Raw genomic sequence first — 22755 nt, forward strand, 5'->3', positions numbered from 1 at the left:
TGGCGTCAAAGGGTGGCGGGGGCCGTCGGGCGTGCTTCGGCGGTGGCCGTCGCGAGAGCCGCCCGCAGCTGCGGCTCCTCGTGCCCGGCGAGCGTGAGTCCGAAGACGTCGTGCAGCACGGGCCCCAGTTCCCCGGGGGTCAGCCGCCGGTGCTCGTGGCGGCCGTCGGGATGCTGCGTGGTGAGATCCAGGTTCGTCAGGGCGTGGCGCACGTGGTCGTCGCCACGCTGGGCCAGGAGCTTGCCGACGAACGCGGACCGCGGGTGGTGTGCCGTGTAGAAGTTGGACGTCTCGAAGTCGACCGGGAAGTGGCGCTCCAGACGCAGTGAGAACACGTCGAACCAGCCGTCGGGCCGCCGCGAGCGCAGCACCCACTCCTCGTCGTCGACGTCGACCCGCCAGGTCCATGCGCCGACGCTCGACTGCGCTGCGGGGTGCAGCCCGATGGGCTCGATCAGCCCCTCGTCCCCGAATCCGGCGTCGGCGAGAAGGCGCCGGCCGTCGATGTCGACCAGGAGGACCGCGTGGCTGCGCGGCCGTACCGTGGTGCTGCCGCGGCGGATCCGGGCGAGCAAGCGGGTGACGGTGAAGCCCAGACGCTCCAGGGCCGCGGCGAAGAGCAGGTTCTGCTCGAAGCAGTAGCCCCCGCGGCGCCGTGCGACGAGTTTGTGCTGAAGGCTCGGGAGGTCGAGGGGGACCCCACGGCCGAGGAAGAGATCGAGATTGGTGAAGCGGATCGCCGACATGTGCGCGCGGTGCAGGCTCCGCAGCACGTCCGTGGTGGCCGTGCGAGGACCGTCGTAGCCGATACGCCGCAGATAGGCGTCGAGGTCGAGGGACGTGGTGTCCCACTCGGCGGGGGCTGCCCCGGTGCGCCCGGCGGGCGGGGCGTGATGCATGGGTTCACCTTTCATCGGCGTGCTCCGGTGCCGGTCGGCGGTGGGCGGCGGGCGGGGCCGCGGCGGGCGTTCGGGCGTGCCGCCGGGCCGCGCGGCCGGCGTGGGCGACCAGCGCCACGCAGAGCGCGATGAGCGCCGCGGTGACCAGGGCGACGGTCGGCAGGTCGCCGAGGGCCAGCGGCAGTTGGGCTCCCGCACCGGCCCCCAGGTTCAGGACGAATCCGTAGACGGCGATGGCGGTCGCCCGGGCGGCTCCGGCGCTCGCGCCGATGGCCTGGACGACGGCGGGGCCGACGGTGGAGATGGCCAGGACGAACACGAAGAGTGCCGCCCCCAGGCCCACGATGCTGTCTCCGGTCGGCGCGGCGGCTGCCAGGCCGGCGGCCGCGACGACGAGCGAGACGGCCGCCCGGCGGAGGGGGGCGACGCGCCCCAGCACCGGGGCGAGCAGGACGGCGACGACCATGGCGGGCAGCGCGCTGGCACGCAGTGCGAGCATCGCGCCCGGATCGCCCACGAGTTCACCGGGGCCGTACAGCTGCACGGCGGAGTAGATCGTGGTGAGGCTGCCGACCAGCGGCAGCGTGACGACGAACAGCGGCAGCAGCCGGGACGACACGAGGACGCCGGGGCCGGCCCCCGCCGCCGCGCCACGACCCCGGGCACGGCGAGGGGGGTCGGGCAGCATGACCCTGCGGATGGCGACGGCACCCACGGCGAGCAGGGGCGCCGAGACGAGGAAGACCGCTCGCCAGCCGAAGGCGGCGCCGATGAGCTGGCCTTCGACCTGGCCGATGACCACGGTGGCGCCGGATGCGCAGTTGACCGTGGTCAGGGCCAGGGGAAGCCGGTCGGCCGGCACCCGCTCCCCCAGGTAGGCGTACGACATGGGGACGAAGGAACCCGCCACCGCGCCTTGCAGGGCGCGCAGCGCGGCACCCCAGGTGAGGTCGGGGGCGAGCGGCACCAGCGCGGTCGCCAGGGCCATCGCGGCCACGCAGCTGACCAGGAGCGTGCGGCGTCCGAAGCGGTCGGACAGGGGACCGCTGGCGAGGGAACCGCACGCGTAGGCGATGGCGAAGGCCGACGTGGTCCACGTCGCCGACTCCTGCGGCACGTCCCAGGCCCGGCCGAGTTGCGGCATGAGCGGGATCGTGACGAAGGTCTGCCCGACGACCAGGATCGCGACGACGGACATCATGGTGACGGTGGCGGCGAACGGGGCCTGCCCGCCCTTCGTTCGGTGAGCTGCGGACATCTCCGCCACGCCTTCCTCCTCCGCGCGCGGGGCACGTTCCGGGCAGTGGGTGAAGCAGACGCGTCAGGCCGTCCGCAAGCCCCGCTTCAGGGCGTCGGTGATCTCCACCGTCCGCCGGGCCTGGAACTCGATCGACGCGAGGTTGTTGGGGTCGACGTTGTCGGGCTGGTTGCCGGAGACGCTGCTGGCGCCGTACGGGTTGCCGTTGGCCGGCTCGAACTGGACCGGGTCGGCGAAGCCGGGGGGAACGATGATCGCGCCCCAGTGGTAGAAGGTGTTGTTCAGCGCGAGGAGGGTGCTCTCCTGCCCTCCGTGGTCGCTGGAGGTGGAGGTGAACGACGAGACCACCTTGTTGACCAGCTTGCCCTCGAACCAGATGCCGCCGGTGGTGTCGAGGAACTGCTTGAGCTGGGCGGCGGGCAGGCCGAAGCGGGTCGGGGTGCCGAACAGCACGGCGTCCGCCCACTGAAGGTCGTCCAGAGTGGCCTCGGCGACGTCGGCGGTGGCGGCGGCGTGCGCGGACCAGGCCTCGTTCTGCGCGATCGCCGACTCGGGTGCCAGCTCGGCGACCTTGCGAAGCCGCACCTCCGCGCCTGCCTTCTCGGCGGCGTCGGCGGCGGCCTGGGCCAGCCGGTGCACATTGCCGGTGGACGAGTAGTAGATGACGGCGACATGGGTCATGGTCGGTGAGGCTCCCTCGATGGGTCGAAACCGGCCCCGACGCCGGTGCACGGCGTCCTGCGGCCGAGGTGGCCTCATCGTGCGGACGGCGCGCCCGGCCCACAAAGCCCGCTCGGCGAGTCCGTCAGGTCCGCCGGCGGGCCCGCCGGAGCCGGGGCGCGGCGGCGTCAGGGCCTGTGCGGCGCCCTCCCCGGCCACGGGCGGAGGCAGGGCGGCACACCCTGGTGGGCCGGCCCGCACCGCGACTTGACGGACGCTCCGGCGGTTCGTTGACCGCCCGTCGGCGGCCCCGCATTCTCGGGCCGAGCCTCTCCCCTCGCCAGGCCGCCTCACGACGTGGCCCCGCACGCCCGCGGCTTTCGCGCCGCGCCCTGCGATCAGCGCCGATCGCAGGAGGGAGCGGCAAGGCGCACGTCCGGAGACAGAACGGAGAACCCGCGTGAGCGGTAGTCATGTCGAACTGTGCGTAGTGGGAGCCGGGCCGCGCGGACTCTCCGTCCTCGAGCGGCTGCTGGCCAACGAGCGGCACGAACCGCGCCATCGGGCCGTCACGGTGCACGTGGTCGATCCGCACGCCCCGGGGGCCGGCGCCGTGTGGCGTTCCGACCAGTCCCGGCATCTGCTGATGAACACGGTCGCTTCGCAGATCACCGTCTTCACCGACGACAGCTCGAGGATCGACGGACCGATCGAGACCGGGCCCAGCCTCCACGAGTGGGCGCAGTCCCTCGCGCTGCTCGCCGACGCGGGTGACCACAGCCCGGCGACATTGCGTGAGGCGCGTGCCATGGGCCCCGACACCTATCCCACCCGCGCGGTCTACGGCGAGTATCTGCACGACTGCTTCCGGCGCCTGGTCGAGCGGGCGCCGGCGCATGTCACGGTGCGGGTGCACCGGTCCCGGGCGGTCGCGATGTCCGACGTGCACGGCGTGCCGGGCGGGCCCCAGGGCGTGCGTCTGGAGAACGGCACCCGGCTCAACGAACTCGACGGCGTGATCCTCGCGTTGGGACACCTCCCGGCCAGGCTCACGGCACGGGAGGAACGCGCGGCCTCCCTGTCGCGGATCCACCACCTGACGTACATCACCCCGGTCAATCCCGCCGACGTGGACCTCGGCGGGATCCAGCCGGGGCAGAACGTGCTGCTGCGCGGCCTCGGGCTCAACTTCTTCGACTACATGGCCCTGTTCACCGCGGGCAGGGGCGGCACCTTCGTACGCGAGGGTGAGCGGCTGGCCTACCGCCCATCGGGCCAGGAGCCGCAGTTGTACGCCTTCTCGCGGCGGGGCATCCCGTACCACGCCCGCGGCGAGAACGAGAAAGGCGCGCACGGCCGCCATCTGCCCCGGCTGCTGACGCCCGAGTTCATCGCGGACCTGCGGCGGCACGGTGAACAGGGCAGGTGGGTGTCGTTCGGCGCCGATCTGTGGCCGCTGATCTCGCGTGAGGTGGAGAGCGTGTACTACGAGACGCTGCTGCGCTCGCGCGGCAGCGCCGCGCACGCCGGGTTCACCGATCGCTTCCTGGCCCTCGCCCCGGATGCCGACACCTCGGGCCTGCTCGACGAGTACGGCATCGAGAAGGCCGCCCGCTGGGACTGGGAGCGGCTGTCCCGTCCCTACGGGCAACGGGAGTTCACCGACCGCGCGGAGTTCCGGCAGTGGCTGCTCGGCCATCTGGCCGAGGACGTGCGCGCGGCCCGGGAGGGCAACGTCAGCGGTCCGCTGAAGGCCGCGCTCGACGTGCTGCGGGACCTGCGCAACGAGGTCCGCCTCGCCGTCGACCACGGCGGTCTGGACGGCGAGTCCCACCGCGACGACCTGGAGGGCTGGTACACGCCCCTCAACGCGTTCCTGTCGATCGGCCCGCCCGCGTCCCGTATCGAGGAGATGATCGCTCTGATCGAGGCCGGCGTGCTCACGCTGACCGGCCCGGGGACGCAGGTGCGCATCGACCCCACCACACCGCAGTTCGTCGCCCAGTCGCAGGCGGTCCCGGGGGAACCGGTGCCCGCCAGGGTGCTGATCGAGGCCCGGCTGCCCGAGCCGGACCTGCGGCGCACCGCCGACCCGCTGCTGCAGCACCTGCTCAACACCGACCAGGCCGCCCCGTACCGGATCCGCAGCGGTCTCGCACCGGCGTACGAGACGGGTGGCCTGGCCGTCACGGAACGGCCCTACCGGCTGATGGACGGTCGCGGCCAGGCGCATCCGCGGCGCTTCGCCTACGGGGTGCCCACCGAGTCGGTGCACTGGGTCACGGCCGCCGGGATACGTCCGGGCGTCGACTCCGTGACGCTCGCCGACTCCGACGCCATCGCCCGCGCCGCCCTCCGTCTGCCACCGGTCGCCCATGTGCCGGCCGGGGTGCGGCCCATGGTGTGGGACGCGGAACTGCCGGGGGTGATCGTGTGAGTGCCCGCGGAGGGTCGGACACCGGGCTGCTGGCACCGGTACGGGCCGGCACGGCCGTCGAGGCGGCCGTGTCCGACGAGGCGTGGCTCCAGGCCATGCTGGACGCCGAGGCGGCGCTGGCGCGGGCTCAGGCGCGGCTCGGCACCGTACCCGTGCGGGCCGCCCAGCTGATCACCGAGGTGGCGCGGGCCGGGCTGTTCGACGCGCGGGAGCTGGCGGTCGCCTCGCGGGAGACCGCCAATCCCGTGGTGGGCCTGGTGCAGGCGCTGACGCGGCGGGTCGCCGAGCGCGACCCCGCGGCGGCCGAGTACGTGCACCGGGGCTCCACCAGCCAGGACGTGTTCGACACCGGGGCGATGCTGGTCGCCGCGCGGGCCCTGCGGATCGTGCGGGCGGATCTCGCCGAAGTGGCCGGTGCGCTGCGCACGCTGGCCGACCGGTACCGGGACACACCGATGGCCGGACGCACCCTGGCGCTGCACGCGGTGCCCACGACGTTCGGTCTGAAGGCGGCGGGCTGGCGGGAGCTGGTGCTGGACGCGCAGGAGCGGGTGGGACGCGTCCTCGACGGCGGGCTTCCGGTGTCCCTCGGCGGTGCCGCGGGGACCCTGGCCGGCTATCTGGAGTACGCGGCACTCGACAGCGGGGGCGCGCTGGACCCGGCGTATCTGGACCGGCTCGTCGACGCGTTCGCCGCCGAGACGGGTCTGGCACGTCCGGTGCTGCCGTGGCACGCGCTGCGCACCCCGCCGGCCGATCTCGCGGCGGCACTCGCCTTCACGGCCGGCGCGCTGGGGAAGATCGCCGTCGACGTGCAGTCGCTGACACGCACGGAGACGGGCGAGGTGACCGAGCCGGCCGTGGCGGGCCGGGGCAGGTCGTCGGCGATGCCCCACAAGAGGAACCCGGTCCTCGCCACCATGATCCGCGCCGCCGCTCTGCAGGTACCCGCGCTGTCGGGGGCGTTGACGCAGTGCCTGGTGACCGAGGACGAGCGCTCGGGCGGCGTGTGGCACGCGGAGTGGCTGCTGCTGCGCGAGTGCCTGCGGCTCACGGGGGGCGCGGCGCACACCGCGGTGGAACTCACCCGCGGCCTGCGCGTCGACGAGGCGAGGATGCGGGCCAACCTCGCCATGACGGGCAGCCAGGTGGTGTCGGAGCGGATCGCCGCCGTCCTCTCGCCTGAGCTCGGCAGGACGGCCGCCAAGCGGCTGCTCACCGAGGCCTCGCAGGAGGCGCGGCGCACCGGAAGGCCGCTGCCCGACGTCCTCGCCGCGATGCCCGCGCTCGCCGGACGCCTCGGCGCCGCCGAGCTGGCCGAGCTGTGCGATCCGGCGGGCTACACCGGTGGCGCTTCCCACCTGACCCACCGCGCCCTCAAGAGCCGGTCCGCGAGGGGGGCGACGTGAGCGCGGCCAGGAGGACGACGGCGTCCGGTGCCCGCCGGCGCGCCGGCGGGCGGCTCCCGTACTGGGACCCCGAGGACGAGGCGTACTGGGAGCGCGAGGGCCGGTTCGTGGCACGCCGCAACCTGCTCCACTCGGTGCTGTCGGAGCACGTCGGATTCTCCGTGTGGAGCATGTGGTCGGTCCTGGTGCTGTTCATGTCCCCCGACATCGGCTTCGCCTTCACACCGTCCGAGAAGTTCCTGCTCGTCGTGGTGCCGACGCTCGTCGGCGCGTTGCTGAGGCTGCCGTACAGCGCGGCCGTGACCCGTTTCGGCGGGCGCGACTGGACGGTGTTCGCCTCGGCGGTGCTGCTGGTGCCGACGGGGCTGGCGGCGCTCTTCGTGCAGCGTGCGCACACCCCGCTGTGGGTGTTCCTGGTCATCGGTGCGCTGGCGGGTGCCGGCGGCGGGAACTTCGCGTCGTCCATGACGAACATCGCGGCGTTCTATCCCCGGCGGCATCAGGGCTGGGCGCTCGGCCTCAACGCGGGGGGCGGCAACCTGGGCGTGGCCGTCGTGCAGTTGCTCGGCCTGCTGGTCATCGCCACGGCCGGCGACACCCATCCGTCCTACGTGGCGGGGGCGTATCTGCCGCTCATCGTGCTCGTGTCGCTGGGCGCGGCGCTGCGCATGGACAACCTGCCCGCGCCGCGCAGGGAGCGGGGTGCGTTGCGGGAGGCCGCCGGGCACCGGCACACCTGGTGGATCTCGCTGCTGTACGTCGGCACGTTCGGCTCGTTCATCGGGTACGGGTTCGCGTTCGGCCTGGTGCTGCAGAGCGAGTTCGGGGCGAGCCCGCTCCAGGCGGCCTCCTACACCTTCCTGGGCCCGCTGCTCGGGTCGCTGGCCCGGCCGTTCGGCGGCAGACTGGCCGACCGCTTCGGCGGCGCCCGCGTCACCTTCGTGAACTTCGCGGCCATGGCGGCCGGCACCCTCGTGCTGCTCGTGGCGTCGGTCAGCGAGTCGTTCCCGCTGTTCGTGGCCGCGTTCACGGTGCTGTTCGTGCTCAGCGGCCTCGGCAACGGGTCGACCTACAAGATGATCCCGGCGCAGCACGCCCGGGAGGCGGAGCACGCCGTCGCCTCCGGCGCGGACGCGGCGGAGGCGTTCGCGCGGGCCCGACGGCTCTCCGGTGCGCTGATCGGTGTCGCGGGGGCGGTGGGCGCGCTCGGCGGGGTCGGCATCAATCTGGCGTTCCGCACCGCCTACGCCGGGTCCGGCTCGGGGAACCTCGCGTTCGTCGCGTTCCTCTGCTACTACGTGGCCTGCCTGGCCCTCACCTGGGGCGTCTACCTCCGTCGCCGGGACGACGGCGCCGCCGGGGTCGAACCGGCGCGTATGAAGATCGCCGGACGGGTGTGAGTACGATGCCCCGGCCCCCCGACGCCTCCCCCGCGACCGCCACGCACTGTCCCTACTGCGCCCTGCAGTGCGCGACCAGGCTGAGCGGCGCCCGCGGCGCCGTCGAGGTGCGTCCCGACCCCGACTTCCCCGTGAACCGGGGTGGCCTGTGCCAGAAGGGGTGGACCGCGCCCGACGTGCTCGGCGTGCCGGACCGGCTCACCGCTCCGCTGGTGCGCGACGGCGACGGGCGGCTCGCCCCGGCCGGCTGGGACGAGGCCCTCGACCTGGTGGCGCGGCGGCTGCGCGAGATCCGTGCCGGGCACGGGCCCGACGCTCTCGCGGTCTTCGGCGGGGGCGGGCTGACCAACGAGAAGGCTTACACCCTGGGCAAGTTCGCCCGTCTGGCGCTGGGCACCAGCCAGATCGACTACAACGGCCGCTTCTGCATGTCGTCGGCGGCGGCGGCGCAGACCGCGGCCTTCGGCGTGGACCGTGGACTGCCCTTCCCGGTCACGGACCTCGGCGACGCCGACGTCGTGCTGCTCGCGGGCGCCAACCCGGCCGAGACCATGCCGCCGTTGATGCGGCACCTGGACCGGGCGGCCCTGATCGTCGCCGATCCGCGGCGCACCCGCACCGCGCGGCGCGCGGCCCTGCATCTCCAGCCGACGCCCGGCACGGATCTCGCCCTGGCCCTGGGGCTGCTGCACATCGCCGTCACGGACGGCCTCGTCGACAAGGACTACGTCGGTCGGCGCACGTCCGGCTTCGAGGCGGCGTGGGCGCGTGCGGTGGCCTGGTGGCCCGAGCGCGTCGAGGCCGTGACCGGGGTCGCGGTGTCCGAACTGCGCGCCGCGGTGCGGCTGCTCGCCGACGCCGGACGCCGCTACGTCCTCACCGGGCGCGGCGCCGAACAGCACAGCAAGGGCAGCGACACGGTGGCGGCGTTCATCAACCTGTCGCTCGCCCTGGGGCTGCCGGGACGTGCCGGGAGCGGCTTCGGCACGCTCACCGGCCAGGGCAACGGCCAGGGCGGCCGGGAGATGGGGCAGAAGGCCGACCAGCTGCCCGGCTACCGCTCCCTGACCGACCCGGCCGCCAGGGCACACGTGTCGCGGGTCTGGGGTGTCCCGCCGGACCGGTTGCCGGGCCCGGGGCGCAGCGCGTACGAACTGCTCGACGCGATCGGCGACGGCGACGGCCCGCGCGCGCTGCTCGTCGTCGGATCCAACCCGGTGGTGTCCGCTCCCGACGCGGGCCGTGTCGGCGAGCGCCTGGCCCGGCTGGAGCTGCTGGTGGTCGCCGACTTCGTGCCGTCCGAGACGGCCCGGATGGCCGACGTGGTCCTGCCGGTGACGCAGTGGGCCGAGGAGGAGGGAACCCTCACCAACCTGGAGGGGCGCGTGCTGCGCCGCCGCAAGCTGCTGGATCCGCCGCCCGGGGTACGCGGTGACCTCGACGTGCTGCACGAACTCGCGGTCCGCCTGGGCGAGCCCGCCGAGCGGTACCCCCGGGCGCCGCGCGAGGTGTTCGAGGAGCTGCGCGAGGCGACCCGGGGTGGGCCCGCCGACTACTCGGGCATCGGCTACGACGCCCTCGACGCCGGTGCCGAACTGTACTGGCCCTGTCCCGAGGGCAGTCCGGGCACGCCGCGGATGTTCCTCGACCGCTTCGCGCACCCCGATGGCCGGGCGTGGTTCGCCCCGGTGGAGCACCGGGACCCGGCGGAGCTGCCGGGGCCCGCGTTCCCGCTGTACGCGACGACCGGGCGGGTGCTCGCCCAGTACCAGTCGGGTGCGCAGACCCGGCGGGTGGCCCGGCTGGCCGAGGCCGCGCCGGAGCCGTTCGTCGAGGTGCACCCGGACACCGCGGCCCGTGCCGGGCTCGCCGACGGGCAGCCGGCCCGCGTGGTGTCGGCACGCGGAAGCGCTCTCGCGCGGGTGCGGTACGAGGCGTCGCTGCGCACGGACACGGTGTTCGTGCCGTTCCACTTCCCGGGCGCGCGACGCGCGAACCTGTTCACGCACGCGGCGCTCGACCCGCGCAGCCGGATGCCGGAGTTCAAGGTGTGCGCGGTACGGCTGGAGGCGGCCCCGTGAGCGGGCCCGGAGCCGGGCGGATCGTCGTCGTCGGACACGGGCCCGCCGCGCACCGGCTGGTGGAACGGCTCGCCCACCACGGGTACCGGGGCGAGGTCACCGTCCTGGGCGCCGAGGCGTCGGCGGCCTACCACCGGCCGCTGCTGACCTCGGTGCTCGACGGCTCGCTCCCCGCCGGCGCGCTGCGGCTGCCCGCCCCGCCGGACGGCACGCGCCTGCGGCCCGGAGTCACGGCCACCGCCGTCGACCGGCGCCGGCGCCTGGTGCACGGCAGTGACGGGCACTGCTATCCCTACGACCGGCTCGTACTGGCCACCGGCGCCGCTCCCCTCGTCCCGCCGCTGCCCTGGGCACGCCGTGCCGACGGACGACTCGCTCCCGGTGTACGGGTGCTGCGGACGCTGCCGCAGTGCGAGCAGCTCACCGGGCCGGATCCCGTCGCGGTCGTGGGCGGGGGTCCGCTGGCGGTCGAGGCGGCGCTCGCCCTGCGCCGCCGCGGCCGGGACGTGACGCTCGTGCACCGCGGGCCGTATCCGCTGGACCGGCATCTCGAAGCCCCCGCGGGCCGGTTGCTGTCCGCGCGGCTGCGCGCCCTGGACGTGGACCTGTGCACGGGCCGGACGGCCGAGGCGTACCGGAGCGGCAAGCTCCGGCTGGACGACGGCCGGTGGGTTGCCGCCGGTGACGTACTGCTGTGCACGGGAGTCGTGCCGCGCACCGGGCTCGCGCGGTCCGCGGGCCTCGCGGCGCGCACCGGCGTCCTCGTCGACGACGAACTGCGCACCACCGACCCCCGGGTCCACGCGCTCGGCGACTGCGCGCAGCCCGCCGGCGCCACCGGGCCGCACCTCGGGCACACCGCCGCCTGGGAGCAGGCCGAGGTCCTGGCCGCACTGCTGTCCGGGTCGCCCGCCCGCTGGACGGGCACCCGCGCCGTACTGCGCCTGAGGGCACGCGAGGTGGACCTGATGCGGCTCGGTACACCGGACGGGGCCGAGGAGACGGTGGTCCTCAGCGACGCCGCCCGCGGCCGCTACGCCCGGCTGTCGCTGCGGGACGGCCGCGTCAGCGGCGCGGTGCTGCTCGGTCCCGGACGCGCCGTCGCCACGGTGACTCGGCTCCACCGACGCGGCGAGCCGGTCCCCTCCGACCGGCTGGCGCTGCTGCTCGGCGCACCGATCGACTACGCCGGCGCACGGCTGCCGGGCGAAGCCCCCGTGTGCCACTGCAACAACGTCACGGGCGCCGACCTCACCGCCGCCTGGTCTGCGGGTGCCCGCACCGTGCCCGAGCTGGCCGCCGCCACCCGGGCGACCACCGGCTGCGGCGGCTGCGCCGACGACGTGCGGAGCTGGTGTGCGGACCGTGCACGGGGCGAGGAGTCCGGATGAGCGGGGTGCTGGTCGTGATCGGCCACGGCATGGCGGGCCACCGGCTGGTGCGGGAGGTGCGCGCCCGTGACCAGGACGACGCCTGGCGCGTGGTCGTCCTGGCCGAGGAACCGGTGGCGGCCTACGACCGGATCGCCCTGTCCGCCTACGCGCGCGGCACCCCGGCTGGCCGGCTCGCGCTTCCCGGCTCCGGCTTCGCGCACGACGAGCGCGTGGAGCTGCGGCTGTCCACGCCCGCCGTACGCATCGACCGTGGCACCGCCACGGTGACGTGCGCGGACGGCACGACGGTGGGGTACGACGCCCTGGTGCTGGCCACCGGGTCGCGGCCGTTCGTCCCCCCGGTGCCAGGTAACGACCTGCCCGGCTGCCACGTGTACCGCACCCTGGACGACGTCGCCGCGATCCGCGCCACGGCCCGGCCGGGCCGGACTGCCGTCGTCGTCGGCGGCGGGCTGCTCGGTCTGGAGGCCGCGGGCGCGCTCGAAGCGCTCGGGATGCGGACGCACGTGGTGGAGGCGGCGCCCTGGCTGATGCCGCTGCAACTGGACGAGGGCGGCGGTGCCGTGCTCGGGCGTCTGCTGACGCGGCTGGGGGTGCGGCCGCACTGCGGTGCGGGGCTGCGGTCGGTCGACGCGGGCGGGGACGGCTCCGTGCGGTCGGTGACGCTCGCCGGCGGTGAAGTCGTCGCCGCGGACCTCGTGGTGTTCTCCACCGGTGTGCGCCCCCGTGACGAGCTCGCCGCCGGCGCCGCTCTGCGGACCGCCGAGCGGGGCGGCTTCCGGGTCGATGCCCGCTGCCGCACGGCCGACGAGCGCGTCTGGGCCGTCGGGGAGTGCGCGGCCGTGGACGGCCGCAGCTACGGCCTGGTGGCACCGGCCTACCGGATGGCCGAGGCCGTCGCCCGGCAGCTGACCGGTGACCGCGAGGCCGCGTTCGCCGGAGCCGACCTCTCCACGAAGCTCAAGCTGCTGGGCGTCGAGGTCGCGAGCTTCGGAGACGCGCACGCGCGGACCGAGGGCGCCGTCGAGTTCATCCGCGGCGACCGGGGTGGCGACCGCTACGCCAAACTGGTCCTCGACAGCTCGGCGACCACGCTCATCGGCGGCGTCCTGGCCGGGGACACCACGGCCTACGGCACGCTGCGTGCGCTGCTCGGCCGACGGCTCCCCGCGGCGCCGGACGCGCTGCTCGCGGCCGCTTGAGCCCGGCCCCCGCCCCGCCCCCCACCCCCGCACACGGAACCTCTCGCCCGCCGGGCCCGGTTCCGCCCACCAACGGGGGTGCCCCCGGCAGGCGGTCAGCCGTACCGGGGGCACACGGCGCGGCGCGGTGGCCCGGGGCTCAGGCGCCCAGGGAGGCGCCGCCGTCGACCGTCAGGACGTGCAGCGTTATCTGCGCCGCCTCCTCGGACAGCAGGAAGGCCACGGCCGCGGCGATGTCCGTCGGCAGGGAGATGCGGCCCGTGGGGATGCCCACCCGGAAGTTCTCCGGATCGCCGGCCAGCGTCAGCCGCGCTCCCGACTCGTCGGCCCACATCGACCGCAGCATCGGGGTGTCGGTGGAGCCCGGGGCGACGACGTTGCACCGCACACCGAAACGGGCTACCTCCAGGCCCAGTGACTTCGTGAACATCGTGGCGGCCGCCTTGGAGGCGGCGTACGCGGCCATGCCGGCGCGCGGGGTGACCGCCGCGTTGGAGGCCACGGTCACGACGGCACCCCTGGACCGCCGCACCATGCGGCCGACCACGGCCCGCGACAGGTGGAAGACACCGCCGACGTTGACGTCGAACGTCGTCCGCCAGTCCTCGTCGCGGTAGGAGACGACCTCGCCGAGGCGCAGCACACCGGCCGCGTTGACGAGCAAGTCGACGGGGCCGAGCCGCTCCTCGACCCGCACGACGGTCTCCTCGACCCGCTCGCCGTCGGTGACGTCGGTGGGGAACGCGGTGACCGCCAGTCCCTCCGCGGCGAGCTTCCCGGCCGTCTCCTGGAGCCGGCACGCGTCCCGGTCGAGGGCGGCGACGGCGGCGCCACGGCCGGCCAGCTCCTTGACGACCGCCTCCCCGATTCCCCCGGCCGCGCCGGTGACCAGGGCCACTTGTCCTTGCATCGCTGCGACCTCCGTCGTCGCTCGGTCCCGGGCGTACCCGGGAGGTGGGACGTCCGCCACTCAGCCCGCCCAGGCCGTCACGACGGATATCGCCTGGGCCGCGGTGAGACGCGGGTCGCAGTGGCTCGTGTAGACGTCCCCGACCCGTTCGACCCCGGCGGCGTGCCGCGCGCATTCGGTGACGTCGTCGGGGGTGGTCTCCAGGTGCAGGCCGCCGGCGACGCCACCGGCCGATTCGACGGCGTACCTGAAGGCACGCACCTCGCGCTCGACGGCGGGCACCAGACGCGTCTTGTGCCCCGACGGCGTGCGGATCGTGTTGCCGTGCATGGGGTCGGTGAGCCAGACGACCGGGTGGCCGGCCTTGCGGACCGCCCTCGCCAGTGCCGGCAGCCGTGCGGCGACGGTTTTCGCGCCCATCCGCGCGATGAGGGTGAGCCGGCCGGGCACGCGGTCCGCGTCGAGGCGCTTGCACAGGGCGAGCAGTTCCTCCTCGGTCGTCGTGGGCCCGACCTTGCACGCGAGGGGGTTGCTGACCTTGGCGAGCAGCGCGACGTGGGCGCCGTCGGGCCGGCGGGTGCGCTCGCCGATCCAGGGGAGGTGCGTGGAGGTGAGCAGCAGTTCGCCGGACGGCTCCTCACGCACCATGGGCACCTCGTAGTCGAGGAGGAGCGCCTCGTGGCTGGTCCACACGGTGGATTCCGCGTGCGGGCGCCGCGCGCCGTGCCAGCCGAGGTTCCGGGTGATCTCGCTGGCCGCCATGTAGCCGGTGAGCAGCCTCAGCGGGTCGGGCCGGCGGCTCTCCGGGTCGGGTTCGGGCGAGTTGACCATGTGCCCCCGGTAGACGGGCAGTTCGACGCCGTCGACGATCTCCGTGTCGTTGCTGCGCGGCTTGGCGAACTGTCCCGCGATACGGCCCACGCGGACGACCGGCCGGCGCGTGACGAGTTTCAGCGCCCCCGCGAGCAGGTCCAGTACGGCGACCTTGCGGTGCACGTGTTCGGGGGTGCTTTCGCCGGGGTCCTCCGAGCAGTCGCCGGCCTGCACGACGTGGGCCTCGCCCGCCGCCACCAGGGCGAGCTGTTCGCGCAGGGCGCGCACGTCGTCCGCGCGCACCAGCGGCGCTCTGAGGGAGAGTTCCTTGCGGACCAGCTCGGTCTGCTCGCCGTCACCCCATTTCGGCTGTTGCAGAGCGCTTCTGAGGCATATTCCGTCCAGGGTGTTGTCCACTGAAAGTCTCCGAAGGGTGCGAGGCAGATACGGCCGGACGTCTCACGGAACGTGCAAGTGGTCGGTGCTCAAACGGAAAGGCCTGCGCCGTCCGCCGCTCCTGGCGCCGGCGGTGCGGAGGTGTACGCGGGAACGAGGACCTCGCCCGGCCCGAACCGCGCGGACGGACGGCGCAGGCCCTCGGACGGCGGGCCGGACACGCCGCCGTGCAGCCAGGCGACCTTGTCGTACAGCTCGTCCTCGGACAGGGAGGAGAGCATCAGGTTGCGTGCCGTGGCCTCCTCGCCCGCCGGGTGGTAGAGCCGGCTGCCTATCTCCCTGGCGACGATCTGTGCCCTGGCCGTACGGTCGCGCCGCGCGGCGTTGTACTCGGCCAGCCGGAGGGGAACGTCGTCGGAGGTCATGCCGGCGGTCGTCTCGCCGAGGACGACGGCGTCCTCCAGGGCCATGCAGGCACCCTGGGCGGCGTACTGCAGCATCGGGTGCGCGGCGTCGCCGAGCAGGGTGACCCGGCCGGTGCACCAGTCCGCGACCGGGTCACGGTCGCACAGCACCCAGGCGCGCCACTGCTCCCCGAGTTCCAGCAGGGCGCGGGCCGTGCCGCACACGTCCGGGAACTGGCCGAGCACCCGCTCCTTGCGGACCGGCTCGGCGGCCAGGGCCTCGGGGGCGCCGTCGTCGCGCGTGGCGGCCAGGTTGAGGAACCGGCCGCCGCCGATCGCGTAGTGCACGAAGTGCCAGTCGGGGCCCGCCCAGAGGGTCACCGTGTTCCAGCGCAGCTCCCGCGGGACCCACTCCATCGGGATCACGGAACGGTAGATGGTGTGGCCGGACACGCGGGGCGGCCCGTCTCCGATCAGCTGCGCCCGGATCGGGGAGCGGATGCCGTCCGCGCCGATCAGGGCGATCCCGGAGAACCGCTCTCCGGCGCGGGTGACGGCGGTGGCACGGCCACCCGTCCACTCGTACGCCCGAACGTCCTTGCCCGGCAGCAGCTCGATGCGGTCCGAGGCGCGGCAGGCGTCCAGCAACGGCTGGTAGAGGTCGGCACGGTGCACCACGGCGTACGGGTTGGCGAACCGCTCCCGGTAGGCACCGGTGAGCGGCATCCGGGCGACCGTCCGCCCGGTCGTGCCGTCCATGAAGCGCAGTGCGTCGATGAACACGGCGCGGTCGCGGACCGCTTCACCGACACCGAGCCGGTCGAGGGCGCGGAAGGCGTTCGGGGCCAGCTGGATCCCGGCGCCGTACTCCGCGAAGGTGTCCCTGCGTTCGAGCACGGTGACCTCGTGGCCGTGCCCGGCCAGGCTCATGGCCGCGGCCAGGCCGCCGATGCCGCCACCGGCGACGACTATCTTCGACATCGCTCTTCGTCTCCTCGGTCTCTGTCCGGGATGGGCACTTCCGGCTGTGACGCCCTGTCACTCGTGGTGCGTCCGGCGGCTGCCGGTCCACCTCGCGGTCCGCGCCGGGGGGGGCGAAGGTCCGGCTGTGCCTGTGCGGCAGACGCGGGCAGGGCGTGCGTCACCTGCCCGGACCCACGCGAGGCGGTGCCGCATGTCCGGTGCGGCGCGGCGGACGGTGGCTCGGGTCGTCCCCGGGACAGACACACGCGTGGGGCGGTGGCTCGGGGACGGTCGGTGAGGACGGTTCCATGCTGTGGATTTCAGACATTCGCAGCAACGTTCGTCCGGCCACTTCGTCATGTCGGAGCGGCCCGCGCAGGTGCTCGCCGGGACGGAAGAGATGGCTCGATCCACGGGGCCGCAGGGCGCAGGGCCGCAAGGCGCAGGGCGATACAGCGACATGCCGATACGGCGACACGGCAGCACGGCGCCACGGCGAGGGCGGAGCGCGGCATCAGGGACACGTTCACGGCACATGACGTGCCCCCCGGCCAGGGGGTAGCCGGGGGGCACGGACGCGGCGCAAGGGGGGGGGGCCGCCGCGTACAGGACCGCCGGCCTGCGTGGCCGGCGGGGAACTGGCCGGATCAGGCCGGGCGCCGCTCGAGGAATTCGGCGTACGGATCGTCGCCCTTGCGGATCTTTTGCGCCAGGCCTTCGAGGACCATCAGCGTCGCCATGTGCAGACCGGGGCCGAACGTCACGCGGGCCACGCCCAGTTCGCCCAGACGGGGCAGGGACGGCGTCTGCGGCAGGTACATGATGTTGACCGGCCCGGGAATCCCCTCCACTAGGGCGGCGATCGTCTCCTCCTCGGCGGCGAAGACGGGGAACACCGAGTCGGCGCCGGCCTCCAGATAGGCGCGCCCACGCCGCACCGCCTCCTCCACCAGCTCCCCCGAGGGCGTGTCCGGCGGGAACGCGCCCGGCTCCCAGACGTCCACCCGGGCATTGACGTAGAGCGCGACCCCCGCCTCGTCCGCGGCCTGCCGTATCTCGGCCAGGAGTGCGGTCTGCGCGCCGATGCCGACCAGGTCCGTCCCCGGGTGGGCGGTGTCCTCGATGTTGCAGCCCGCCGCTCCGGCCGCGAGCAGCCGGGCCACCACCTCCTTGCCCGAGAGGCCGTATCCCGCCTCCACGTCCACGGTCACGGGGACGTCGACGGCGCGCGTGATCCGTGCGGCCGCCGCCAGCATCTGCTCGGCCGGGGCACCTTGGTGGTCGGTGAACCCGAGGCTCTCGGCGACTGCCTTGCTGCCCGTGGCGAGCGCGGGGAAGCCCGCCTTGACCAGTACCTGGGCGCTGGCCGCGTCCCACGCGTTGGGCAGGACGAACGGCCGGTCGCCGTGCAGCGCGCGCAGCCTTTCCGCCTTGGCGGCGAGCACTGCCACGTCAACCGTTGCCATGGGGTCTCCTCGATCCGGTGCTCGGCTGCTGTCCGTGCCGGCACGTCCGCGCGGCGGTGTGCCCGGGCGAGGACCGCGCCGGCCGGGCCGGCCCCCACGACGGGACAGCCCACCGGAACGCCTCACCCGGGACCACCGGCGGGGCCGCAGTCCGTCAGGTCGCGGCGGGCACGGCGGCGCGGACCGCGCTCCGCACGGCGTGCACCGGCTGCTCCGCCCTGGCGCCGAGTTGACAGACTCGCACGGGCGGGGAGCGTCGGCCGGGGCGCGCTGCCACACTCCTGCACCGTGCGAGGTACGAGTCGCTCGGGGCCGGCCACGCACGCAGCCCACCGGCCCGGCTCCGTGACGTCCGGGACAGCGGGTCACCTCGCACCAGGCCCGGGCCTCCCCTGTCGTCCCCGGGCCCTTCTTCTCGAGAGGGCAAGCCGTTGACTATCACCAGCGTGGACAACTCCGGCCAGGACGTGATCTGGGGCGGCGACCAGCTGGACCTGGACGCATATCTGCGGCGCATCGGCCACGACGGGCCGCGCACCGCGACCGCGGACACCCTGCGGGCGGTGCACCGCGGCCATCTGGCGGCGATCGGATTCGTCGCCGACGGAATCGAGCGCGACCGGCTGCCACTCGACATCAAGTCCCTTCAGGACAAGCTGGTGGACGGTGGCGAGGGCGGCTCGTGCTACGAGCACAACCTGCTGTTCGCCGCCGTGCTGACCCGGCTCGGTTTCCGGGTGACACGCCATCTGGCCCGCGTACGGCGCGGCAACACCACCGACATCCGTTTCCGGTCGCACACGACGCTCGTGGCCGAGGCCGGCGGCGAGCGGTGGCTCGCCGACGTGGGCTTCGGCGACGAGGGCCCCCTGGAGCCGATCCGGTTCGAAAACGGCGCCGCCCTGACGGTGGGCGGCTGGCACTGGCGCCTCGACGACGACGGAGCGGAGTGGGTGCTCCGCTCGCTGCACGAGGACGGCTGGTTCGACGTGTACTCCTTCACCACCGAGGCCCAGTACCCGATCGACCTCGAGGTCGCCGCGCACTTCTCGATGACCAGTCCGCGCTCGGTGTTCCGCGGCCACATCGTCGCCATGCGGGTCGGCCCCGACGTCCGTCACGTGCTGCGCGACCGGGTCCTGGAGACGCGGTACCCGGACTTCACCGGCGAGCGCAGGCTCCTTGCGGCCGAGGAGGTGGTACCGGCCCTGCGTGACGTGCTCGGGCTGACCGTCCCCGACGACCAGGCGGCCAAGGTGACCGCGCATCTGTCCCGCAACCGCTCCGCCCAGTAGCCGTCCGGCCGGCAGCGACACGCTCAGCAGCGACCCCGCCCAGCGACAAGAGGAAGTGGCATGAGGATTCTGATAGCCGGCGTCACCGGAGCGATCGGACGGCAGCTCGCGAGCCAGTTGCTCGCCGCGGGCCACGAGGTGGTGGGCCTGGCCCGGACCAGGGGCCGGGCCGCCGACCTCGAGAGCTCCGGGGTGCGCATGGTCTACGGCGACGCCCTGGACCGCGACTGGGTCATGGCCACGACGCGGCAGGCGGCACCGGACGCGGTGGTGCACCTGCTCACCGCGATCCCGGCGAACCCCGACCCCAAGCGGGTGGACCAGGAGTTCGCGCCGACCAACCGGCTGCGCACCGAGGGAACCCGCAATCTCGTGGACGCCGCCGCCGAGGCCGGCGTCAAGCGCCTCATCGTCCAGAGCATCGCGTTCGTCAACGAACCGGGCCGGGGCCCCGCCGACGAGGACGCGCCCTTCCTGAGCAACCCGCCCAAGGCGTACCGGCCGGTGCTGGAGGCGGTCCGGGACCTGGAACGCATCACGTCGGCGGCCGGTGGTCTCGTGCTGCGCTTCGGGCACCTCTACGGTCCGGGCACCGGCTTCGCCGACGACGGACCGTTCGTGGCGCAGGTGCGGGCCGGGAAGGTGCCGGTGGTCAGTGGCGGGCACTCGGTGTTCTCCTTCACCCACACCGCCGACGCGGCCTCCGCGATCGTCGCCGCGCTGACCGTCGCCACCGACGCCACGGTGCTCAACGTCGTCGACGACGACCCGGCGCCGGTGCATGTGTGGCTCCCGGAACTCGCCCGGATCCTGGGCGCGCCCAGGCCCAAGTCGGCTCCGGCCTTCCTGGCCAGACTGGCCGTCGGCGGCTGGGGTGTGCTCTATCTGACCGGCCTGCGCGGGGCCGGCAACGCCCGCGCCAAACGCGTCCTGGCCTGGGAGCCGCGCCACCCCTCGTGGCGCGAGGGCTTCGCGGCGGAGCTGGGGGCGACGGCCGACGCGTGACGCCCCGCAGCATGCCGGCGCGGTGAACAGCGGCCGGGCGACCGGACGGTCGCCCGGCCGCCGACCCATGTGCCCGGGACGCGACGGCTTCGTCCGCGGGCGACTTCGACGAGAGAAGGGCGCCGTTCGACTCGCCGGCGTGCGGCGGGCCCCGGTGAACGGTGGACCGGTGATCCCTCCGGCCGTGCCCGCCGGAGGGACGCGGGCTCCGGCGGGCACGGTCGAGGGTCGGGCCGAGTTGCGGATGGTGCGTTCCGTACGGGACCGAGCAGGACGGCGGCCCCTTCGGACGGCGCCCCACGTGCCGCTCACGCCTCGTGCCCGCCCTCGGCGCCGTTCTGCGCCGGGCGGGCGAGCCACGGTGCGTAGTACTCGCGCAGCCACCCGACGCCCTGCCGGCGCAGCCTGCTCGGGGAGGCCCCGGGGCCTCCCACGAGCCGGCCCTCGGAGGTGGTGCACCGCAGGCCGAGCACCCGGGCCGCCTGCGCGGCGACCTGGCGGTGTCCCGCCTGTGACAGACGCATCCCGCCCCCGTCCCAGGCCCGGCGGTCCTGCAGCGCGCGCAGCGACCACAGGTCGACCACCGGGCAGCCGTGCCGGTCGGCGATGGCCCGTACGTGCGCGGTGTACATGGCGGCCTTGCCGCGCAGATGCCGCAGCCCGGGAATCGCGTGTGAGTCGAACCCGGTGAACAGCAGCACCGTGCCCGCGTGGGCGCACAGTTCGCCGACCGCCTCCTCCGTGCGCTGCGCGAGGGCGTCGGGGTCGCTCCCGGGGAGGATCAGGTCGGCGTTGCCCGCGCAGAGGCTGACCAGGTCGGGGGCGGACTCCCTGACGACGGCGAGCTGTTGTGCGCCGGTCTGGTCCAGGAACCGCCCACGCGCCGGCTTGAGGTAGTGCAGCACGCCCTCGGGCCGCTCCTCGGCGAGCAGCACGGCGAGCCGGTCCGCCCAGTCGGTGGACGCGCCGTCGGTCACGGAGGCCTCACGGCCTTCGTCCAGGGCGTCGCCCAGGGCCGCGTACGACTCGATACGGCGCCCGTGTGCCCTTGTGGATGGTCTGGTCACGTCGAGACTTCTCACCTCTCGAGCCCTGGGGGCTGCTCAGCCGCCGCGGCGGCCAGGGTGGGCACGGGGACCGCTGGAGGGCTCCGGCGGCGGCCCGCGGCCCGCGCTCCGCGTCTGTGGTCAAGCGATGGTCCGGCCACCTGCCGATGAGCGGAAGGAGGCCTGGTCGGAGTCTGTCACCTAAGCGATCCCGTGAAGCCTCTTCGCTCCCCGTTCCACCGTGAAGGTGGTCCGGCCACACCCGCGCCCGGCGCCGCGGCATGCCTCGGCCTGCGGCGGCGCGGCGCCGGGCGTCCTCTGGTGGCCCGGGCACTGGAGCGTCGCTCAACGAGGTGACGGGCGCACCTCGTTCGTGACCCGGCCGGACCCCGACGGTGGATGCCAGCCGAAGGGCGGTCCGATCGGATGGGGGAGAGCTTTGTGAATGCGTCTGATCTCAGGCGGGAGACATGTGCCGAACCGGGCTTGCGGCGCCGGCTGGTCCAGGAGCGTGTGGACAGCGCGATCTGGGACGACGTCGTCACCGAGATCAGCGCGACGCTGTTCTCCACGTTCCGCAGGAAGGACCAGCGGCTGAAGGCCGAGCAGTACCTGCGCGGTCTGCTGTTCGCCAAGGGCCGCAAGTCCATCCGCAACATCGCCGCACACGTCGGCTCGGCGGCCGCCGAGCAGAGCCTGCACCACTTCATCTCCAGCTCCACGTGGGACTGGCGTCCGATACGGGCCGAGCTCGCGGCGTATCTGGAGCGGGGCGGGGCGCCGCGGGCGTGGGTGGTGGGCTCGCTGCACATTCCGAAGGCCGGGGAGCACTCGGTCGGTGTGGACCGGTTGTTCGCCCCCCAGCTGGGCCAGATGTTCCGCGGCCAGCAGGCGTCCGGCCTGTGGTTCGCCTCGGAGGAGCTGAGCGTCCCGGTCAACTGGCGTCTGCTGCTGCCCGATCAGTGGGTCAACGACCACGAGCGGCGCGAGCGGGCGGAGGTGCCGCGGGGCGCGGGGTGCGAGAGCCCCGAGGAGTGCGCTGTCGCAGTGGCCCTCGACACCGCGCGGAACTGGAACGTCACACGCCGGCCGGTCCTGCTCGACCTGCGGGGCAGCGCCGTCCGTCCCACCCTGGCACGGCTGGCGCGGGCGCGGCTGCCCGTCGTCGGCCGGATCGCCGCGTCGTGCCGCCTCACGGTGGCCGACCAGGCCCTGCCCGGGTTCGGTGCGGGGCCGCTGCCCGCGCAGCACATCCTGGAGTCGACGAAGGGGCTGCGCCGCCCGGTGCACTGGATCGACCCGGTCCAGCAGCACGCCTCGCGCACCTCCCTCGCCTCGGTGGTCCGGGTGTCGCTGCTGGACCCGCAGGCGGGGCGGCAGCGTCCGATGCTGCTCCTCGGCGAGTGGCGTGACCCGCAGCGTCCGCTGTCCGAACTGTGGTTGACCGATCTGATGAGCGCGCCGGTCGCACCGTTGCTCCGGCTGACGAAGCTGACCCGCCGAGTCGCCCGGGACTTCGCCGAGACCGGTGAGGAGGTCGGGCTGCGTGACTTCGTGGGGCGGTCGTTCCGGGGCTGGCATCGCCACATCACGCTCGCCTCGGCGGCCCACGCGGCGGCCGTGCTGGCCACCGACAGCCTCGGGCTGGAGTACGCCGCCTGACGAAAGGAGGGGCGCCCCGGGACGGCGACGGGGCGGGGGCACCCGGGCGGTGCCC

Annotated in this window: 17 protein-coding genes; 9 read left to right on the forward strand and 8 right to left on the reverse strand. The window is 74.3% G+C overall.

What is annotated here, in order from left to right:
- Positions 1 to 5: 5 nt before the first annotated feature.
- The 3 genes from ACGF8A_RS24655 to wrbA form a co-directional block, all read right to left on the reverse strand.
- Entirely contained in the window at positions 6 to 899 is an 894-nt protein-coding gene (locus tag ACGF8A_RS24655; protein ID WP_393111650.1) for an arylamine N-acetyltransferase, read from the reverse strand.
- A gap of 4 nt (positions 900 to 903) precedes the next feature.
- On the reverse strand, positions 904 to 2157 hold the full coding sequence (locus tag ACGF8A_RS24660) for an MFS transporter (RefSeq protein ID WP_393111652.1): 1254 nt from the start codon (positions 2155 to 2157) through the stop codon (positions 904 to 906).
- A gap of 63 nt (positions 2158 to 2220) precedes the next feature.
- Complete coding sequence (gene wrbA / locus ACGF8A_RS24665) at positions 2221 to 2838, reverse strand: NAD(P)H:quinone oxidoreductase (protein ID WP_393111654.1); 618 nt, start codon at positions 2836 to 2838, stop codon at positions 2221 to 2223.
- A gap of 439 nt (positions 2839 to 3277) precedes the next feature.
- Here wrbA and ACGF8A_RS24670 point away from each other — a divergent pair, with 439 nt between their 5' ends.
- The 6 genes from ACGF8A_RS24670 to ACGF8A_RS24695 are packed head-to-tail and all read left to right on the forward strand — an operon-like array spanning position 3278 to position 12740.
- Positions 3278 to 5254, forward strand: coding sequence for an FAD/NAD(P)-binding protein (locus ACGF8A_RS24670; RefSeq protein WP_393111656.1), 1977 nt, complete (start codon positions 3278 to 3280; stop codon positions 5252 to 5254).
- Complete coding sequence (locus ACGF8A_RS24675; RefSeq protein ID WP_393111658.1) at positions 5251 to 6663, forward strand: lyase family protein; 1413 nt, start codon at positions 5251 to 5253, stop codon at positions 6661 to 6663. Before ACGF8A_RS24670 ends, ACGF8A_RS24675 begins: the two co-directional genes overlap by 4 nt.
- Positions 6660 to 8063, forward strand: coding sequence for a nitrate/nitrite transporter (locus tag ACGF8A_RS24680; RefSeq protein ID WP_393111660.1), 1404 nt, complete (start codon positions 6660 to 6662; stop codon positions 8061 to 8063). Before ACGF8A_RS24675 ends, ACGF8A_RS24680 begins: the two co-directional genes overlap by 4 nt.
- A gap of 5 nt (positions 8064 to 8068) precedes the next feature.
- Positions 8069 to 10144 (forward strand): molybdopterin oxidoreductase family protein, encoded by a 2076-nt coding sequence (locus tag ACGF8A_RS24685; protein WP_393111662.1) that lies wholly within the window; start codon positions 8069 to 8071, stop codon positions 10142 to 10144.
- Positions 10141 to 11535, forward strand: coding sequence for an FAD-dependent oxidoreductase (locus ACGF8A_RS24690; RefSeq protein ID WP_393111664.1), 1395 nt, complete (start codon positions 10141 to 10143; stop codon positions 11533 to 11535). Before ACGF8A_RS24685 ends, ACGF8A_RS24690 begins: the two co-directional genes overlap by 4 nt.
- Entirely contained in the window at positions 11532 to 12740 is a 1209-nt protein-coding gene (locus ACGF8A_RS24695; protein WP_393111666.1) for an NAD(P)/FAD-dependent oxidoreductase, read from the forward strand. Before ACGF8A_RS24690 ends, ACGF8A_RS24695 begins: the two co-directional genes overlap by 4 nt.
- Positions 12741 to 12879: 139 nt before the next feature.
- Here ACGF8A_RS24695 and ACGF8A_RS24700 read toward each other — a convergent pair whose 3' ends face one another.
- From ACGF8A_RS24700 to ACGF8A_RS24715, 4 genes are all read right to left on the reverse strand, one after another.
- A complete protein-coding gene (locus tag ACGF8A_RS24700; protein ID WP_393111668.1) occupies positions 12880 to 13650 on the reverse strand; it encodes a 2,3-dihydro-2,3-dihydroxybenzoate dehydrogenase in 771 nt (256 codons plus the stop codon).
- A 60-nt stretch (positions 13651 to 13710) separates the two neighbouring features.
- A complete protein-coding gene (locus ACGF8A_RS24705; RefSeq protein ID WP_393111670.1) occupies positions 13711 to 14880 on the reverse strand; it encodes a 3-deoxy-7-phosphoheptulonate synthase in 1170 nt (389 codons plus the stop codon).
- Positions 14881 to 14948: 68 nt separating this feature from the next.
- Complete coding sequence (locus ACGF8A_RS24710) at positions 14949 to 16244, reverse strand: 3-hydroxybenzoate 6-monooxygenase (protein WP_393111672.1); 1296 nt, start codon at positions 16242 to 16244, stop codon at positions 14949 to 14951.
- Positions 16245 to 16873: 629 nt separating this feature from the next.
- Positions 16874 to 17692 (reverse strand): isocitrate lyase/phosphoenolpyruvate mutase family protein, encoded by an 819-nt coding sequence (locus tag ACGF8A_RS24715; protein WP_393111675.1) that lies wholly within the window; start codon positions 17690 to 17692, stop codon positions 16874 to 16876.
- Between the two features lie 431 nt (positions 17693 to 18123).
- Here ACGF8A_RS24715 and ACGF8A_RS24720 point away from each other — a divergent pair, with 431 nt between their 5' ends.
- Both ACGF8A_RS24720 and ACGF8A_RS24725 read left to right on the forward strand, forming a co-directional pair.
- On the forward strand, positions 18124 to 18987 hold the full coding sequence (locus ACGF8A_RS24720) for an arylamine N-acetyltransferase (protein ID WP_393111678.1): 864 nt from the start codon (positions 18124 to 18126) through the stop codon (positions 18985 to 18987).
- Between the two features lie 60 nt (positions 18988 to 19047).
- Entirely contained in the window at positions 19048 to 19992 is a 945-nt protein-coding gene (locus ACGF8A_RS24725; RefSeq protein ID WP_393111680.1) for an NAD-dependent epimerase/dehydratase family protein, read from the forward strand.
- Between the two features lie 308 nt (positions 19993 to 20300).
- Here ACGF8A_RS24725 and ACGF8A_RS24730 read toward each other — a convergent pair whose 3' ends face one another.
- Complete coding sequence (locus ACGF8A_RS24730; RefSeq protein WP_393111682.1) at positions 20301 to 21059, reverse strand: SGNH/GDSL hydrolase family protein; 759 nt, start codon at positions 21057 to 21059, stop codon at positions 20301 to 20303.
- A gap of 492 nt (positions 21060 to 21551) precedes the next feature.
- On the opposite strand from ACGF8A_RS24730, the gene ACGF8A_RS24735 reads away from it, so the two are divergent.
- Complete coding sequence (locus ACGF8A_RS24735) at positions 21552 to 22700, forward strand: IS701 family transposase (RefSeq protein WP_393111684.1); 1149 nt, start codon at positions 21552 to 21554, stop codon at positions 22698 to 22700.
- Positions 22701 to 22755: the final 55 nt, after the last annotated feature.

The sequence above is a fragment of the Streptomyces sp. NPDC047706 genome, assembly GCF_043204795.1.
Lineage (GTDB): Bacteria > Actinomycetota > Actinomycetes > Streptomycetales > Streptomycetaceae > Streptomyces.

What these genes read in the sequence shown, in the direction of transcription:
- ACGF8A_RS24655 (WP_393111650.1), bottom strand. Translation starts at nt 899, where the DNA reads ATGCATCACGCCCCGCCCGCCGGGCGCACCGGGGCAGCCCCCGCCGAG.
- ACGF8A_RS24660 (WP_393111652.1), bottom strand. Translation starts at nt 2,157, where the DNA reads ATGTCCGCAGCTCACCGAACGAAGGGCGGGCAGGCCCCGTTCGCCGCC.
- wrbA (WP_393111654.1), bottom strand. Translation starts at nt 2,838, where the DNA reads ATGACCCATGTCGCCGTCATCTACTACTCGTCCACCGGCAATGTGCAC.
- ACGF8A_RS24685 (WP_393111662.1), top strand. Translation starts at nt 8,069, where the DNA reads ATGCCCCGGCCCCCCGACGCCTCCCCCGCGACCGCCACGCACTGTCCC.
- ACGF8A_RS24695 (WP_393111666.1), top strand. Translation starts at nt 11,532, where the DNA reads ATGAGCGGGGTGCTGGTCGTGATCGGCCACGGCATGGCGGGCCACCGG.
- ACGF8A_RS24700 (WP_393111668.1), bottom strand. Translation starts at nt 13,650, where the DNA reads ATGCAAGGACAAGTGGCCCTGGTCACCGGCGCGGCCGGGGGAATCGGG.
- ACGF8A_RS24710 (WP_393111672.1), bottom strand. Translation starts at nt 16,244, where the DNA reads ATGTCGAAGATAGTCGTCGCCGGTGGCGGCATCGGCGGCCTGGCCGCG.
- ACGF8A_RS24715 (WP_393111675.1), bottom strand. Translation starts at nt 17,692, where the DNA reads ATGGCAACGGTTGACGTGGCAGTGCTCGCCGCCAAGGCGGAAAGGCTG.
- ACGF8A_RS24725 (WP_393111680.1), top strand. Translation starts at nt 19,048, where the DNA reads ATGAGGATTCTGATAGCCGGCGTCACCGGAGCGATCGGACGGCAGCTC.